This is a genomic window from Nocardia amamiensis (assembly GCF_015477605.1).
Lineage (GTDB): Bacteria > Actinomycetota > Actinomycetes > Mycobacteriales > Mycobacteriaceae > Nocardia > Nocardia amamiensis_A.
In genome coordinates this window covers 53,747-68,923 of sequence record NZ_JADLQX010000036.1, presented here as the reverse complement: position 1 = coordinate 68,923, position 15,177 = coordinate 53,747, and the positions used below count along the sequence as shown (strand labels likewise).

Below are 15,177 nucleotides of genomic sequence, written 5' to 3'. Positions count from 1 at the left end.
CCAGCCTTGCGCGGAGAAGAAGTTCAGAATCACGAGCGGTGACAGTAGAAACACCACACGACTCGACACAACACCAAACATCCAGCACTGCAACAGGATCAGCAGCTATCGCAACACGACAACTAAGCGGAGAGAAAATGCCGCAGCCGGTGCGGATGAACATGCGGGAACCGCGGCTCGAACCGGGCCCGCAAACGATCGGAGGTGCGTTCGAACACCGTCGCCCAGGCAGTGAACGGGCCGCCATCGCTGCGCAATGCGATCAGACAGGAACCGCCGCCGGGTGCCACCAGTCGAAGCCGCTCCTGCGGTGTCAATGTCTCCCAGGCCCGACGGACGCCATTGATCCGGCCGCCGCGCGCGTCGGGCTCGGTGACCAGCAGCGGCTCGCCGCGCCGTGGCCGCCAGACCGAGCCCTCGGCGGTCATCGCTCGGTCGAGGTCTATGTATCGATGCAGTGCCGCCAGCGCCTCGTAGGAGATCCAGGTGATGCGGAACTTGCGGCCCTTCGTGATCCCTGACGCGACCGGGAACGGGATCGGAACAACAGTGGGTTCCGCTGGCAGAGCGGGGATTTCGTAGGTCAGCAGGTGGGTGAACTCTTGCAGCCGCAACCCAATCAAGAGTGCCAGTTCTCCGATCGCGCCGTTGCGGGCCAGCTCGCGGCCGTGGTATCCGGTGTCGAGGACACCATCGGGTGCCAGACCCCGCAGCCCGGCCAGGAACAGTGCGGCGAAGTCCGGCTCCAAGTACTTGATCGTCACGTGCGGTTTCGGTGTCCGGCGCACCGCCAGATTTACTTTCACCTCACGACCGGTGCCGCCGAACAACGCTCGAGCGGTCCGGTAGGTGAACGGCTCCGCAGCCGCCAGGCCCTCTTCGATCGCCCACTTGTAGAACAGCGACAGGATGCTCATGTGCTGGCCCCACGTGGTCGCCGCGAGCCGCCGCGGCAGCGGCCCGGTAGCTCGATGCTCGGCGTACCGGCTCAGCGCGAGCTTCAACCGGTCCCGCGAATCGAACAGGCTCACACCGTGTTCGGCGAGGAACACCATCCAATCCCGCACCGCTCGCGCATACGCCTCCCACGTGTTCGGCGACGGCGCGCCGCTGGCCGGCAGCAACCGCAGCCACTGATTCACCACCACGGTCGGCCGCGCCGCGCCCGGCCCGTTCTCGAACAACAAATCGACATCGACCAGCACCGGCATGCCCTCCGGAATCACCGGCCGATGCTCGACGTCCCAGGACTCCCAGCCCTGCGACGAGTAGAAGCTCAGGATCATGGACGCCGACAGTAGAAACGCCACACGCCCCGGCGCAACAGCCAAACACAGAGGCCGCCCGCCCCTTTCGGGCTTATCGCAACACGCAAACTAAGCGGGGACAATATGGCGCAGCATATGCGGATGCATCCGAGGTAACCGCACCACCGCCACCGCGGCCGAACACCGCAACCGGCGAGTCGCGCAATGCCGATCCATCCGCCGACCCCGCGAATTCAACAGAATCGGCCCGATCTGCCGAGCCTCGACGGCACGGTCGATCGCCCGTCCGATCGCCGGCGGCAACGGCACCAACACGATCTTCGACCCCTTACCGACCATCCGAAGTACCCGGTGTCCGTGCTCGTCGCCGTCGGAAGCATTCATAACCCACGATGCCGCCAAGACCCAGACCAGACGCGGCATGGGCGGGCGCAGTGCGACGGTGTCCTACTAAAGTGTTTGTCCCGTTCGACACGCTATGTGACACCTACGGCTTGGCCGATGAGGCAGTCGGCGGTCCGGCCAGGACTCCGGAGTCCGGCAGCCCCGCGTAGTCGGGCAGTTCGACCCCATTGATCGCGCGCTCGACCAGCTCGGCGAACCACTCTCCGGTGAAATCGGGGCCCGGCTCGGCATCGGACCCGGGGAGGTCGCGGCTGCGGGCGTTCAATTGGGCGATCTCCTGATTGGCCTCGACGAACGAGCGCATCCGCGCCTCGTAGCGGGCGAAACCGATCTCTGGATTCCACTCGGCAGCAGCCAGCTCGCCGGCCAGCACGCAGGCGCCGACCAGGGCCAGCCCAGTGCCCTGGCCCGACATCGGGGAGGAGCTGAACGCCGCGTCGCCGAGCAGCCCCACTCGCCCACGCGACCAGCGATCCATCACGACCTGGGCGACCTGGTCGAGATAGAAGTCCGGGGTATCGTCCAGATGCGCGAGGATGCGCGGGGTCAACCAGCCCAGGCCGTCCATCCGCTCACGCAGCAGCCGCTTCTGGGCCTCGATATCGCGGTAATCGACATCGACGTCGGCCGCGGGGAAGGAGAACATGGCCATCGCCCGGGTGGCGTCCTGTATCGGCCGTAGTCCGGCCGAGCGTCCGGACTCCTGGTACTCGATCAGCCATTTGTCGAGCCCGAACTCGTTGGGCACGCTGTAGAAGGCCAGCACGTGCCCGAGGTGGCGGACGAACTGCTCGTGCGGCCCGAAAACCATTGTGCGCAGCGCCGAATGCAGCCCGTCGGCTCCGACCACCAGTTCGAAACGCCGCCGGTTACCGCTGTCGAAGACCACCTCGACCCCGTCCGCGTCCTGGGAGAGCTCGGCGATCCGGTCGCCGAAGATATATTCGACATCGTCACGGGTGTCCTCGTAGAGCACCTGCGACAAGTCACCGCGCAGGATCTCGATCTCCGCGATGAATCCGTCGCCGCCGTCGTCGTCCACGCGGAAGGTCTCCAGAACGTTCCCGTCCACGTCCACGGTGTGCGCGCCGATGGTCTGGGTGCAGGCCGCGCGTACCGCCGGGTCCAGCCCCATCCGCCGGATGACTTCCTTGGTCACTCCACGCGCGTCCACGGCCTGGCCACCGGGACGCAGTTCGGCGGCCCGCTCCACCACGGTCACCACGGCTCCCCGCCGGTGCAACCAGTGGGCCAGCGCGGGCCCTGCAATGCTCGCTCCTGCCACCAACACTCTGGTACCGCTCACTGCGCCTCCCACTTACCCCGCCGAATCACTGTCCGGATCGATTGCTTCTGTTCCGACCCACCGCTGTCGGTGTATCCAGAGGTATCGACGACGGATCCGCCCGGAATTCATCGGTGCACCCGAGACCGTGTCCGCGTTCCTGCGAACGCCCTGAACTCGGCATGTGCGGAGTGCGCCGCGAGGCGCTTGGTCGTATCCCCGGCGGCAAGGCACGCACGGGTACTCGAGCTGCTTCACGGCACGATGACGATCTTGCCGCGCGCGTGGCCCTGCTCCAGGTAGCGGATGGCAGCGGGCAGTTCGTCCAAGCGGTAGCTGCGGTCGATGACGGGGGTCACCTCGCCCGCCTCGATGACATCCCGGAGCAGCGCCAGATCTGCCGTGCTCGGAGCGACCGTGAGGCTCGTCAAGCGCTGGCTCACGAATGGAGCCAGCAGGCGAGCGGCGAGCAGGCGATCCACAGCGCCGATCCAGCGGCCGTCGGAGTCACCGCCGGCCAGCACCAGCGTGCCGCCGGGTGTGAGTACACGCAGGTAGTCCGATGGGGCGCGGGTTCCCGACAATTGGAAGACGACGTCATAGCGTCGCGCGCCGCGGGTGAAATCTACTCGGGTGTAGTCGATGACGTGGTCCGCGCCGAGGGATCGGACCAGGTCGGCATTTCCCGTGCCGCACACACCGGTCACCTCGGCGCCCCAGTGCTCGGCGAGCTGCACGGCGAATGTGCCGACACCGCCCGCCGCGCCGACGATCAGCACATGCTTCCCTGGACCGATCCGTCCGTGATCACGTAGTCCCTGTAGGGCCGTCGTCGCGGCCAATGGTACCGCCGCGGCCTGCTCGAAGGAGAGGTTCTCCGGTTTGTGTGTCAGGAGATCTGCTGGGACGCAGACGTATTCGGCGAAGGTACCGAAGCCGCGGAGGAACGGGCTTCCGAATACCTCGTCTCCGGGCCGAAATCCGGTGACGTTCGCACCGACCGCTTCCACCTGCCCCGCCACATCGCAGCCGGGCACCGTATGGTGCGGGCGCCGCAGCCCCAGCTGCAGACGGGCGATGTATGGAACGCCTCTGATCAAGTGCCAGTCGGCGGGGTTTACCGATGTCGCGTCCACCCGGACCAGCACCGAACTGTCCTCCGGCGCCGGAGGATCGATGTCACGGAGTTCCAGGACATCGTCCGGTGCACCGTATTCGTCTTGAACGATCGCTTTCATTCGTTTCCTTCGTACGGGTGGTCGAGCGATTGACCGCGCGGTTCGGATGACACGGGGAGAGCGCTTGCGCGGCGGGAGAATCAGCCGCGCTCGGTGGCTGGAATCGGCGCAGTCCCGGTCGGCGGCTCGATATCGTGCTTGCGCGCTCGCGGGAGGAACGAGCCGAGCCAGTGGGGCATCCACCAGTTGGCCCGGCCCAGCACTGCCATGGTGGCGGGTACCAGCACCATCCGGACGATCGTCGCGTCCAGCACGATGGCGACGGCCAGACCCAGACCCATCATCTTCACCAGCGGCGATGGGCTCGCGACGAAGCCGAGGAACACCGCGGTCATGATCAGTGCGGCGGAGGTGATCACGCGGCCCGTACCCGCCAACCCCCGTGCGACCGACTCGGCATTGTCGCCGGTGGCGTCGAATTCCTCGCGGATACGTGAGAGCAGGAACACCTCGTAGTCCATGGACAGGCCGAAGAGAATGGCGAAGAACATCGTCGGCATCGGTGAGGGGATCGGATAGGTCCGCTCCAGACCGAATACGGCGGCGAACCAGCCCCACTGGAACACCGCGACCACGATGCCGTAGGCCCCGCCGATCGACAGCAGGTTCATCACCGCCGCCTTCAGCGGTATCGCGAGGGAGCCGAACACCACCATCAGCAGCAGAAACGACGCGGCCAGGATCGCGGCGACGAAGACCGGCAGGGCTTCGTCCAGCCGTTCGGTGAGATCGTCGGTCATCGCTGTCAGGCCCGAGACGGCGACGTTGTCCGGCAGAAGGTCGCGGACGCGCCGCAGGGTTTCCGCCGTCGCCGCGTCCGCGGGACCGGTGGCGGGTATCGCCGACAGCACGACCGTGTCACCGGCGGACGAGGTCCGGGGCACGCCCACGGCCACGATCCCGTCGTCGGCGGCGATGCGCTCGGCCAGCGCAGGAATGTGCCCGGCATCGACTCCCGGGCTGCGCAGATCGGCGACAAGCAACAGCGGGCCGTTGAAGCCCGGCCCGAAACCGTCGGCAAGCAGGTCGTAGGCGCGGCGGTGCGTGGTGCTCGTCGAGTCGTCACCGGCGTCCGGGAAGCCCGTGCGCATGCTGAAAGCCGGGGCTGCCAATGCCATCAGCACCACTGCGGCGACGATCAGATACGGCCACGGCCGCGCGGCGATCCGATGCGCGAAGCGCCACCACGCCGTGCCCGTCGGCTGCAGGGCTGGGCGATCGCGGCCAAGCAGGCGCCCGGCGTCGATGTGGTCGCCGAGCAGTGACAGCAGCGCAGGCAACAACGTGAGCGCGGTCGTGACGGCAATCAGCACCACCAGCGAGGTGCTGAGACCGATCGAGGTCAGGAATCCGACACCGGTCAGCACGAGGGCTGTCATGGCCACGACGACGGTGCCGGCCGCGAACAGCACGGCGGAGCCCGCGGTTCCCATCGCGTTGGACAGCGCTGCCGCGTTGTGCTGGCCAGCGGCGCGGTTCTCGCGGTAGCGGGCCACGATGAACAGGGCGTAATCGATGCCGACACCGAGGCCGATCATCGCGCCGATCGTCGGTGCCGCCGAGGAGACGTCCAGGGCGGCGGCCAGTACCACGATGCCACCGACTCCGGCGGCAACCGTGATCACGGCCAGCGCTATCGGAAGTAGTGCGGCCACGATGCTGCCGAACGCGACGACCAGCACGATCAGCGCGGCCAGCACACCAGCGGCCTCCGCACCCGAGGTCTCGGTATCGGCGTTGATGAACGCCGCGTCGCCACCGAGTTCCGCCGTGACACCGGCGTCCCGTGCCGGTGCCATCGCCGCGAAAAGCGCGTCCAGTACTTTCGGCCCCAGATCGGTCGACGGCAGATCGAAGGTGATTTCGGCGTAGCCGATCCGCCCGTCGGGAGAAATTGTGCCCGTGGCGAACGGGTCGGTCACCGCGGCGACGTGCTCCACGTCGGCGACCAGGACACCCGCGGCATCGACGGCGGAGCGGTAACCGTCGAGCCGCTCCCCCGGCGGCGCGGCGAAAACCGCCATGGCACTGCCGTCGGCCGCTTCGGGGAAGCGTTGCTCGAGCAGTTCCATTGCCTGCTCGCTCTGGCTGCCCGGCGCGACGAAGTCGTCGATGAACGGGCCGCCCGCAGTCCCGGCCAGTGTCAACACGAGGGCGACAGTGGCCACCCAGGCAGCGATGATTGCCCAGGGGCGGCGGGCACTGATGTCGCCGATGCGGCGGGTTAGTCGGTTCATGATCACGGGCTCCTGGGCGATGGCCGCCGGTTGTTCCGAAGGCGCTTGGTGGACAACGGGTTCCATCGTGGGCGGCAGGCACCTGCGCGGTCGCCCGCCGCAAGAGGATTCGCTTCCCCCCGCGCGTCGGGTTGCCGGGCCGCAGTCCTCCTCCTGGCGGCGGAGGCGGTATCCGCACGGAGCGTGATGACTGCCCGTCCCGGTGTGGCCTACCGTTGCCTGGTGCGCATCGACTCATCTCGCAACGGCCACCGGGTCCCGGGGCGATGACAGACCGCACCGCGCTCCGGTCCTCGCCTGCGCCGCATGGCACGTCGAAGCGATTCCGGGGCCCGTTCACCCGCTGGCCACGCATCTCGGACGCCAGCCTCGCGGTCACGATGTTCCTGCTGGCCGTGCACGTCGTGGACGCGCCCGGAGACGCGATCGCCCTCCGATCAACCGGTTCGGTACCCGTCGCCGTGCTGCTGGTTTCCGCTGTGGCGAGCGCGGCGCTGTACTGGCGCCGCAGCGCACCCGTGCCGGTCCTGGCGGTGACGCTGCTGTCCTGGCTGGTCGTGGCGTTGATTTCGGAGAATTCCGACTTCGGCGGCATGGCGATCGTCGCGCTGTACAGCACGGGGCGCTACTCCGGCGAGCTGAGACGGGGCTATGTCGGTGTCGGGGGTGGCTTTGTCGTGGTCACCGTCGATGGCCTGCTCGCGCACGCCACCTGGGCGGAGATCGTCACCGGCCTCGTCGCCATGGAACTGGCGTGGTACGTCGGCCGCCGGTTGCGTCTGCGCGCCGAACGCGCCGAGCGGCTGCGCCGGGAACAAGCCGACGAGGAACGCCGGATCCGCACCGAGGAACGTACCCGCATCGCCCGCGAACTCCACGATGTGGTCGCTCACCGAGTGAGCATGATGACGGTGCAAGCCGGGGCCGCCAAGGTCGTGGCCACCCACGACCCCGAGGCGGCCCACCAGGCGATGGCCGCGGTCGAGGACGCCGGGCGTCAAGCGCTGGACGAACTGCGCCATCTGCTGGGAGTGCTGCGGCCGGACCTCGATCATGACGGGCTCGGTCCGCAACCCGGCCTTGCCGACCTTCCCGGTCTCGTCGAGGAGGTGCGCCGAGCGGGCCTCGATATCTCGATCACGACCGAGAACGTTCGTACCCCCTTGGCGGCTCGCGTGGAACTGTCGGCGTATCGCATCGTGCAGGAAGCGCTGACCAACGTGCTCAAGCACAGCGGCCCGCGGACCCGGACCGAAGTGCACCTACGCGGCACGCAGTGTGGTCAGGGCATCACGATAGAAGTACTCGATGACGGCCGCGCGACACGACCGGGGCCGAGTATCGACAAGCGCCCGGCCGGTCACGGGATCATCGGTATGCGCGAACGGGCCCTACTGTTGGGTGGCAGCCTCCAGACGGGCCCGCGACCCGGCGGCGGTTTCCGAGTGCTCGCCCAGCTACCCATTGGAGGGCCGCAGCCGTGAATTCCGAGAACCCATTCGCGCCGGGGCATATCCCGGCATGAGTGTCCGCGTCATCGTCGTCGACGATCAGGCCCTGGTCCGCACCGGCTTCACGATGGTGCTGCGGATCCACCCCGACATCGAAGTGGTGGCCGAGGCCGGAACCGGACTCGAGGCGATCGAGGCGGCGCACCGGCATCGTCCGGACGTGATCCTGATGGACATCCGCATGCCCGAAATGGATGGACTCGAAGCGACCGCCAGAATTATGGCTGAGGCGGATTGGGACGTCCGGGTGCTGATCTTGACCACATTCGACCCCGACGAATACGTCTACCGGGCGCTGCGGGCCGGTGCCAGCGCCTTCGTGCTCAAAGACATGCCCGCCGACCAACTGGCCGCAGCTGTGCGAACCGTGGCCGACGGTGGTGCACTGCTCGCACCCTCGATCACTCGCCGCTTGATCGGCCGGTTCGCACGCCGTCTCACCATAGACACCGCCGTGACAAGCCGCCTGCAACGGCTCAGCGACCGGGAACGCGACGTCATGGTCGCCGTCGCGCGTGGAGCCAGCAACGCCGAGATCGCCGCGCAACTGTTCATCGGAGCCGCGACGGTCAAGTCCCACGTCTCGAGCATCCTCACGAAACTCGGCCTACGCGACCGCGCCCAGATCGTCGTCTTCGCCTACGAGAGCGGCCTGGTCGAAGCCGGCGACAACAGCATTGGTCATTGACCGATCAGGCGTCACGTCGCGGCAGGCCGGCCTGGTGGGGCGGCGCGGGTGAAGGCGGCGGCACGGCGGTCGCCCGCCTGCTCGATATTGTCGATATCGAGCGGATTACGGCGTGGTACCGATTGGCAGTTCAGGTTTGGGCGGTCGGAGGGACGCCGCGGACAGTCAGTTCGAGAACCGTCCCAGGCACGGGCGCCGCTTCCACCGGATGCTGTGCGTCGACGCCTTCGTTGATGTCGGCCAGCTGACTGCCGACCAGACTTCAACTTCCCGCGCGGTCTTGCCGACCGCCAAGCCGAGCACCACACCGAGTGGCTCCGGGCTGAGCACTTGTTCCAGATCTTCGAAGGAAACCCCCGCTCCCGCCGCGAACAGCGCGGTCGCATGGTCGGCGCGATCCGGCATCTGCCCACTGCCGGTCGAGCGCCATCTCATGCTGGCCCGTGGCGCTGTGCAGGATTCGCTGCGCAGGCGAACCCTCGACAGATTGTCGTTGCCGCGTACACGGGCTGCTTTACACATCCCGCCTGCGGAAACGCGCTGCCGCGCAAAGTGTCTCGCGAACGATCGTTACCACGACACCATTGGTAGGTCCACTGCCGCTGCCTTGATTCGCTACGCGGGTTCCCAGCGCCGCTCGATGAACGAGTCGTTATCGGTCGGCTCGACAGGTTGTATCGGTGTCCGGGAGTTGGCCGTGCATGAGGTATTCGATGACTGCGGAGGTGGCGCAGGTGCTGGTGGTGGGGATCGAGCCGGGTAGGCCGTTGGGCATGGTTTGTGGCAGGACCAGGTGATGCTGTGTGCCGGGGACTGTGATGAGCCGGGAATCCGGGATAGCGGCGTGTGCAGCTCGAGCTCCGGAGATCGGTGTAACCGGATCCTTCTCGTTGCTGATCAGCAGGGCTGATGTGATGTGATCGAGAGGTGCTGGGTTCGGGTCGTGGTGTGGTTCGGGCCAGAAGGCGCAGGCCGCGGTGAAACCCATGCCGAGGTAGGTCAGCGGTGCTTGGGCCGCGAGTTGTTGTGCGGTGGTGACGATCTCGTCGAGGTCGTGGCTCCAGCCGGCGTCGTTGCAGTTGCGTGCGGTCCACCAGCCGACTCGGGAGCCGGCCTGGACGAGGTCCCCATTGAGCTCGTCGGTGAGTGGCGGTAGGCGAAAGGTCACGGCTGCGTTCAGCCGCGCGGCGAGAGACGGGCTATCCATCGCGGCGCGCAGGGTGAGCAACTTCCACTCCAATGCCTCATACGGTCCGTTGCCGACACCGAAGAGGACTGTGTTCAAGTCGTTTCCGCTGAAGGTTCGATCGAGGGGCAGCGCGAGGGGGTGGGCCGTCAGGTCGGCACGCATCCGCGTGAGCGCGGCGAGGACGGCCTCACGACTGTCTCCGAAGGGTGTGCCGCGGGTGGCGAGCCAGGGGGCGAACGCATCCTCGATTGTCCGCTGCTGGTGCAGAACGCGGTCTCGGTGCGCGTCGGCGAGGGAGCGGGCCGGATCGACGATCGAGTCGAGCACTAGCCGGTCGATATTGCCGGGGAACGTGCGCGCCAACTCCAGCCCGAGCGCGGTCCCCTGGGAGGCGCCGAGGTAGCTCCACGTCGGGGCGCCCAGCAGCGACCGCACCAGATCCAGGTCCCGCACCGTCTGCCAGTAGTCCACAGCACCGAGAACAGTCCTGCCGGTCGGCGTCCGCGCCGACCGCTGCACGCAAGACTGGATCCATGCTTTGGCCTGCGACAGCTGTCGGTGCACCGACGCCGGCGAGAAATCGAGGATGTCGGCGCCGTCGTTGCGGCCGGTCGCCAGCAGCTGCGGATCGCCGGAACTGTTCACGTTACAGTCGGCCGCGGTGCTCGACAGGCTTGTGCCGCGCGGGTCGAATCCGATGAGGTCATAGGAGTCACGTAGCTTCGGAATAGCGGTGGCCCACTGGATGGGATTGAGCAGGGTGCCGGCGCCGGGGCCTCCGGGACTCGTCAGCAGGGGACGTCTCATGCCTCGTCCCGGCAGTCGCGAAATCTCGAAACTCACGGTCGGCCCTGCTGCGGGATCCGACCAATCCAGCGGCGTCTGCACGCTCGCGCACTGCAACCCGTCGAGCAGCGCCGTACGCGCCGCCGCCGCTACCTCGCCATTCAGGAGGTCCTGAAGCCCTGTTTCGCGACACGGCTTCCAGGCCAGACTCTGATCCGCGATGGCCGCGGGGGCCGGTAGGGATTCACTCGGATCGGCTATGCGGGCCAGCGGTGTCGGACCGAATTCGAGGTTGTAACTGCCGCTGTCGGCGGCCGCGTACCCGCCCGAAAGACTCAGCGCGAGAACCAGAATAGATATCCGGGACATCGGCCCCACCGAACGCCGCACAGGCAACTCCCCTCGTCCCGCGACAGACCGTAGCCAACCTAACCGGCTCGATGACGAGTCGCCACTGCTGTCAGGCAACTACTCAACCATGACACCGACCGGCAAGAAGAGCGGCCGAACCACAACTGGCCCCCACCTATGTAATAACTACCGCGCTTCGGCTCAGAGACACCGGTGGTCGGTGCAATCCGCGCCATCCGATAGTGCGAGAACAGCGCCATCAAACGCTGCGAGTCACACCCAGGTCGGCTTCTCCGGCACGGTATCTGACAAACGTTTCGTAAATGGCGGGTGTTCAACAAGGCGTGCCGGGTGCTCCATGAGTCCGGCGGGGTACCCACCGTAGATCTGGCGGAAGGTCGATCTGAGGACCGGTCGAATCACAGCCGCCTGCTGATCAGGCGACGGCCCTCGTCCTGGAATCCGCGCGCGAGGTAGTAGGCGAACAAGTGCCCGACCTCGCCGCCGTTCGGCGCGATGACCAACTCCAGAGACCGGCAACCTCGCTCGTGCGCCCACCCCACGCTGTCCTCGATGAGCCGGCCGCCCACCCCGCGGCGGCGCGCGGCGGGCACGACGAACAGATCCTGGAGTTCGGCGACCAGTCCGTTCTCCAAGCCGAAACCGGTGGTGGTGATAGCGAAGCCGAGCAACTGATCCGCGGAATGCGCCACGGCGATCCGCGCCGCGGACGATGCCAGCAACATCGCGAGGTTGTCACGCAATTCGCCTTCGCCGGTGGTGAAACCGTCCTCGGAGTAGAACGCGACCGCCAACTCCAGCACCGCCGACAGATCGACGGGACCAGCGGCACGCACCACGGGAGGTGTGATCGTCATATCGTCAGTACACCCGAGCCGACCTGGATCGCAGAAACGATTTCCACACGCCTTGTGCCACTGCCGCCTCGGGCACCGGACTGTCGGGAAACCCCGTTCATATCGGTGACGATGAGATCGTGTCTTCCGCGCGATCATCACAACCGATCGGCAGCCCGCAGCGGGGTCCGACTGCGCAGTCCCGGACATCGGCCGCGGTCGAGATTCAGGCGGCGCGGGGTGCGTACCTGATGGCGGCAACACCGGCCAGGCAGATGAGGAGCGCGCCGGTGACGCCCAGCGGTCGGGGCGGAAACCATCGATTGCCGTGCCCCACAGCAGTGAGGCTGCCACGAACACCCCGCCGTAGGCGGCGAGGACGCGTCCGAACTCGGCGTCGGTCGCGGAGTCGGACTCGCTGAGCCCGTCGAGCATGCTCATCATCATCGGGTGCGTGATATTGCGCGGGTCGAACCGTCCCCCGAGCTCCGGTCCCCACACCTCTACCCCATGTGCCTGCAGTCGCGGTGCGACAGACTGAACTGATTACCGTACCGTCAGCCTCTCAGGTCGCGGTGGGCGTAGCCGTACAGTCCGATCGCTGCCATGGCGGCGGTGATGGTGGTGAGCGCGGCGGTCGCGGGCCAGTCCGGTGCGGCGTCGGGTACGGCGGCGAGGTGGGCGAACGGGGAGATCTCGCGGACCCAGGCCGGTGCGCCGGTGCTCTGGGCTATGACGTCGAGGAGGAATCCTCCGGCGACGGGCACCGCGCCGATCACGCCGACGGCATCGGGGTACCAGCCCAGTGCCAGTACCGCGGCGCCGAGCGCGAGCAGGGCCACCGGGGCGACGTTGGCGGCACCGGTGAGGGCGTCACCCAGGCCGAGCGGCGCATCGGTGAGCACCGCACCAGCCCACATCGCGACCGCGGCGGTGAGCAGCAGAGCTCCGAGACCCGCGGCGGTGATTGCGATTTCGGTTCCCGCCGAGCGGTACCGCGACAGCGGCAGAGCGTGCAGGGCTGTCCAGCGGCGCGCCTTCTCATCGGCGGCGATGGCTGTGATCCGGGTGGCGGTGTAGAGCCCGGACGGGATGGCGAGCAGTGCGAACAGCGCCGCGGCGAATCCGGTAGCCGACCCGAGGCCCCCGAAACCCGCCGCCGCGGCGAGCTCGGCGAAACGCGGGTTTTTCTCGAAGAATTCGAGGATCGAGGAGATCAACGCACCAATCAGCAAGAAGTAGGCGGCGATCCCTACCGCCCAGCCGGTGGTGGGCGCAAGAGCACGCCGCACAGCGAAACCGGTCACTGATCCGAGTAGACGGGTCCGGGCTGCGCGGGTGTCGGACAGGGTGATCACGGCACCGCCGAGGTCACGTCCGCCGACGGCGACGAGCGCGCACACGGCTGGCGCAACGGCGAACACCAGCAGGACGAACAACGGCTCGACCCTGTTCTCCGCGTACGGTGCGACACGCGCGGCGATGCCGAACGGGGTCAGCCACGCGGTCCAGGCGAGCGCGGCGACACCGTCGGAGAGCATCCGCAGCAGCAGGCACACCCCGAGCACAGCCGAGGCGAGCCCGGTGGCCGCTGCCCGCGACGGCAGCAGTTGCGCGGCAAGCAATCCCACGCCCGCGAAGGCGGCGGTCGTGCCGAACACGGATACCGCGTGCAGGACCGCTCCAGTGCGGTCGGTGCCGGTCACGACCAGCCCGGCCCCGACCCCGAGTGCGATCACGATGGAGGCCAGCCACAGCGTGCCGACACAGCGCACGAGCAGGTCCGCCCGGCGCAGCCTGCCGCCGAGCAGCAGGTCCCAGTGCCCGGCGTCCTCCTCGCCGCGGGTGAGTCGGGTGGCAGCCAGCAGCGCCCATACGCCGCACAGCACCAGGACGGGGGTACCGGTGCGCCAGACGGTGAACCCACCGGGATCGTCGAGGGCGAGCGGAGCGCCGAACAGGATGCGCACGGCCGGGTTCTCGGCCAGTGCGCGCATGGCATCGGCGTCGATGCTGTCGGCGAAGGTGGTGCGGTACTGGGCCGCGACGAGAGCCGACAGGCCGGTGGCGGTGAGCGCGACGATCGCCGCCCCGCGCCGTGCCTGGCGCAGGATGAGCCGGGCCGCCGCCCGCCCCGGCGCGGAGACGTTCACCCGCTCCGGGCCGGCCTTGGTAGCGGTCATCGCCGTGCCTGCCCGTAGTAGTCGAGGAAGATCTCCTCGAGGGTGGGCTCGCGTGAGGACAGCGTCGTCACCTGTGCCGCGGCGAGCGCGCGCAGCGCCGGTGCCGCAGGCCCGGACAGTGTGAACCGCATCCGTCCTTCGTCGAGCGCTTCGACGGCCTCGACACCGTCCACATCGCTCAGCGTCGGCGCCTCGCCCTGGTAGGCGACCTCCACGATGGTGCGGTGCAGCCGACGCAGCTCAGCCAGGGTTGCGATCTCGACGAGCCGACCGGAACGCAGGATCGCGACCCGATCGCACAACGCCTCGACCTCGCCGAGCATGTGCGAACTCAAAAACACCGTCTGCCCGCGATCCCGGGCCTCCGCGACGCACTGCCGGAACTCGCGTTCCATCAACGGGTCCAGCCCGCTGGTCGGCTCGTCCAGGACCAGCAGCGGCGCCCGAGAAGCGAACGCCGCGACCAAAGCGACTTTCTGCCTGTTGCCGGTCGAGTAGGTCTTGGCCGGTTTGTCCACGTCGAGGGCGAAACGGTCGATCAACTCGGCGCGGTACGCCAAGTCGGTGCCCCGGCCTACCCGGGCGAGCAGTTCGAGTGTCTCGGCGCCGGTCAACGACGGCCACAAGGCCACGTCGGCGGGCACGTAGGCGAGGTGGTGGTGCGCACGTCGCACGTCGTCGGCGTCGGCACCGAACACCCGCACTGTGCCGGCGGTAGGGCGGATCAGCCCGAGAAGCAGCCGGATGGTGGTCGACTTCCCCGCCCCGTTGGGCCCGAGGAACCCGAACACCTCGCCGGAATCGACGGTCAGGGTGAGGTCGTCGACCGCGACAGTGCGGCCGAAGCGCTTGGACAGATGCTCGATCAAGACGGCCGCGTGGGTATCGATGGCGCGCGCGGACAGCGCCGCTGCAGTGGACATGGAAGCCCTTCCAAGGTCAGCGAATCCGACATGCCGACCAGACTTCCCGGCGCACCTGAGAAGAAAGATACGCCGCTGCGGCCGTCACCGCGGGCTTTCGATGGACGGTCCGGCAATGGCCGCGAGCAATCCCGCGCTCGGCGTGCCGGATCCGTTCAGGCCTGTCGGAGCAGCGTGGGCAAGATCGGGAACCGGCCCCCTGCCGAGCATTGCCAACGTTCAAGACATTGCGTAGATGTTCTGCTTCAGTTGCCGT

At 67.7% G+C, this 15,177-nt stretch carries 11 protein-coding genes and 1 pseudogene; 2 read left to right on the top strand and 10 right to left on the bottom strand.

The window, feature by feature from the left end; translation table 11 throughout:
- Nucleotides 1-122: 122 nt before the first annotated feature.
- The 4 genes from IU459_RS31735 to IU459_RS31720 form a co-directional block, all read right to left on the bottom strand.
- The gene (locus IU459_RS31735; RefSeq protein ID WP_228838805.1) at nucleotides 123-1,286 is read right to left on the bottom strand and encodes a tyrosine-type recombinase/integrase; all 1,164 of its coding nucleotides are present in this window, start codon (nucleotides 1,284-1,286) and stop codon (nucleotides 123-125) included.
- Nucleotides 1,287-1,755: 469 nt separating this feature from the next.
- Nucleotides 1,756-2,979 (bottom strand): FAD-dependent monooxygenase, encoded by a 1,224-nt coding sequence (locus IU459_RS31730; RefSeq protein WP_195133273.1) that lies wholly within the window; start codon nucleotides 2,977-2,979, stop codon nucleotides 1,756-1,758.
- A 233-nt stretch (nucleotides 2,980-3,212) separates the two neighbouring features.
- A complete protein-coding gene (locus IU459_RS31725) occupies nucleotides 3,213-4,196 on the bottom strand; it encodes an NAD(P)-dependent alcohol dehydrogenase (RefSeq protein WP_195133272.1) in 984 nt (327 codons plus the stop codon).
- An 80-nt stretch (nucleotides 4,197-4,276) separates the two neighbouring features.
- Nucleotides 4,277-6,433 (bottom strand): MMPL family transporter, encoded by a 2,157-nt coding sequence (locus IU459_RS31720; RefSeq protein ID WP_195133271.1) that lies wholly within the window; start codon nucleotides 6,431-6,433, stop codon nucleotides 4,277-4,279.
- Nucleotides 6,434-6,699: 266 nt separating this feature from the next.
- Between IU459_RS31720 and IU459_RS31715 the strand changes: the two genes are divergently transcribed.
- Both IU459_RS31715 and IU459_RS31710 read left to right on the top strand, forming a co-directional pair.
- The gene (locus IU459_RS31715) at nucleotides 6,700-7,917 is read left to right on the top strand and encodes a sensor histidine kinase (RefSeq protein ID WP_195133270.1); all 1,218 of its coding nucleotides are present in this window, start codon (nucleotides 6,700-6,702) and stop codon (nucleotides 7,915-7,917) included.
- A gap of 37 nt (nucleotides 7,918-7,954) precedes the next feature.
- The gene (locus tag IU459_RS31710) at nucleotides 7,955-8,632 is read left to right on the top strand and encodes a response regulator transcription factor (RefSeq protein WP_195133269.1); all 678 of its coding nucleotides are present in this window, start codon (nucleotides 7,955-7,957) and stop codon (nucleotides 8,630-8,632) included.
- 165 nt (nucleotides 8,633-8,797) lie between these two features.
- Here the strand turns inward: IU459_RS31710 and IU459_RS31705 are convergent, their stop codons facing one another.
- The 6 genes and pseudogenes from IU459_RS31705 to IU459_RS31680 all read right to left on the bottom strand — a co-directional run bounded on the left by IU459_RS31705 (nucleotide 8,798) and on the right by IU459_RS31680 (nucleotide 14,921).
- Entirely contained in the window at nucleotides 8,798-9,067 is a 270-nt protein-coding gene (locus IU459_RS31705; protein WP_195133284.1) for a hypothetical protein, read from the bottom strand.
- A 217-nt stretch (nucleotides 9,068-9,284) separates the two neighbouring features.
- Nucleotides 9,285-10,976 carry an alpha/beta fold hydrolase gene (locus IU459_RS31700; protein ID WP_195133268.1) on the bottom strand — a complete coding sequence of 564 codons (1,692 nt, stop codon included), beginning with the start codon at nucleotides 10,974-10,976 and terminating at the stop codon, nucleotides 9,285-9,287.
- A 401-nt stretch (nucleotides 10,977-11,377) separates the two neighbouring features.
- Nucleotides 11,378-11,836, bottom strand: coding sequence for a GNAT family N-acetyltransferase (locus IU459_RS31695; protein ID WP_195133267.1), 459 nt, complete (start codon nucleotides 11,834-11,836; stop codon nucleotides 11,378-11,380).
- A 205-nt stretch (nucleotides 11,837-12,041) separates the two neighbouring features.
- Nucleotides 12,042-12,214, bottom strand: a pseudogene (locus tag IU459_RS31690) (YnfA family protein); the annotation flags it as partial.
- A gap of 158 nt (nucleotides 12,215-12,372) precedes the next feature.
- On the bottom strand, nucleotides 12,373-13,998 hold the full coding sequence (locus IU459_RS31685; RefSeq protein WP_195133266.1) for a polyketide antibiotic transporter: 1,626 nt from the start codon (nucleotides 13,996-13,998) through the stop codon (nucleotides 12,373-12,375).
- On the bottom strand, nucleotides 13,995-14,921 hold the full coding sequence (locus IU459_RS31680) for an ABC transporter ATP-binding protein (RefSeq protein ID WP_195133265.1): 927 nt from the start codon (nucleotides 14,919-14,921) through the stop codon (nucleotides 13,995-13,997). The genes IU459_RS31685 and IU459_RS31680 overlap by 4 nt, the downstream gene beginning before the upstream one ends.
- Between the last annotated feature and the right edge of the window lie 256 nt (nucleotides 14,922-15,177).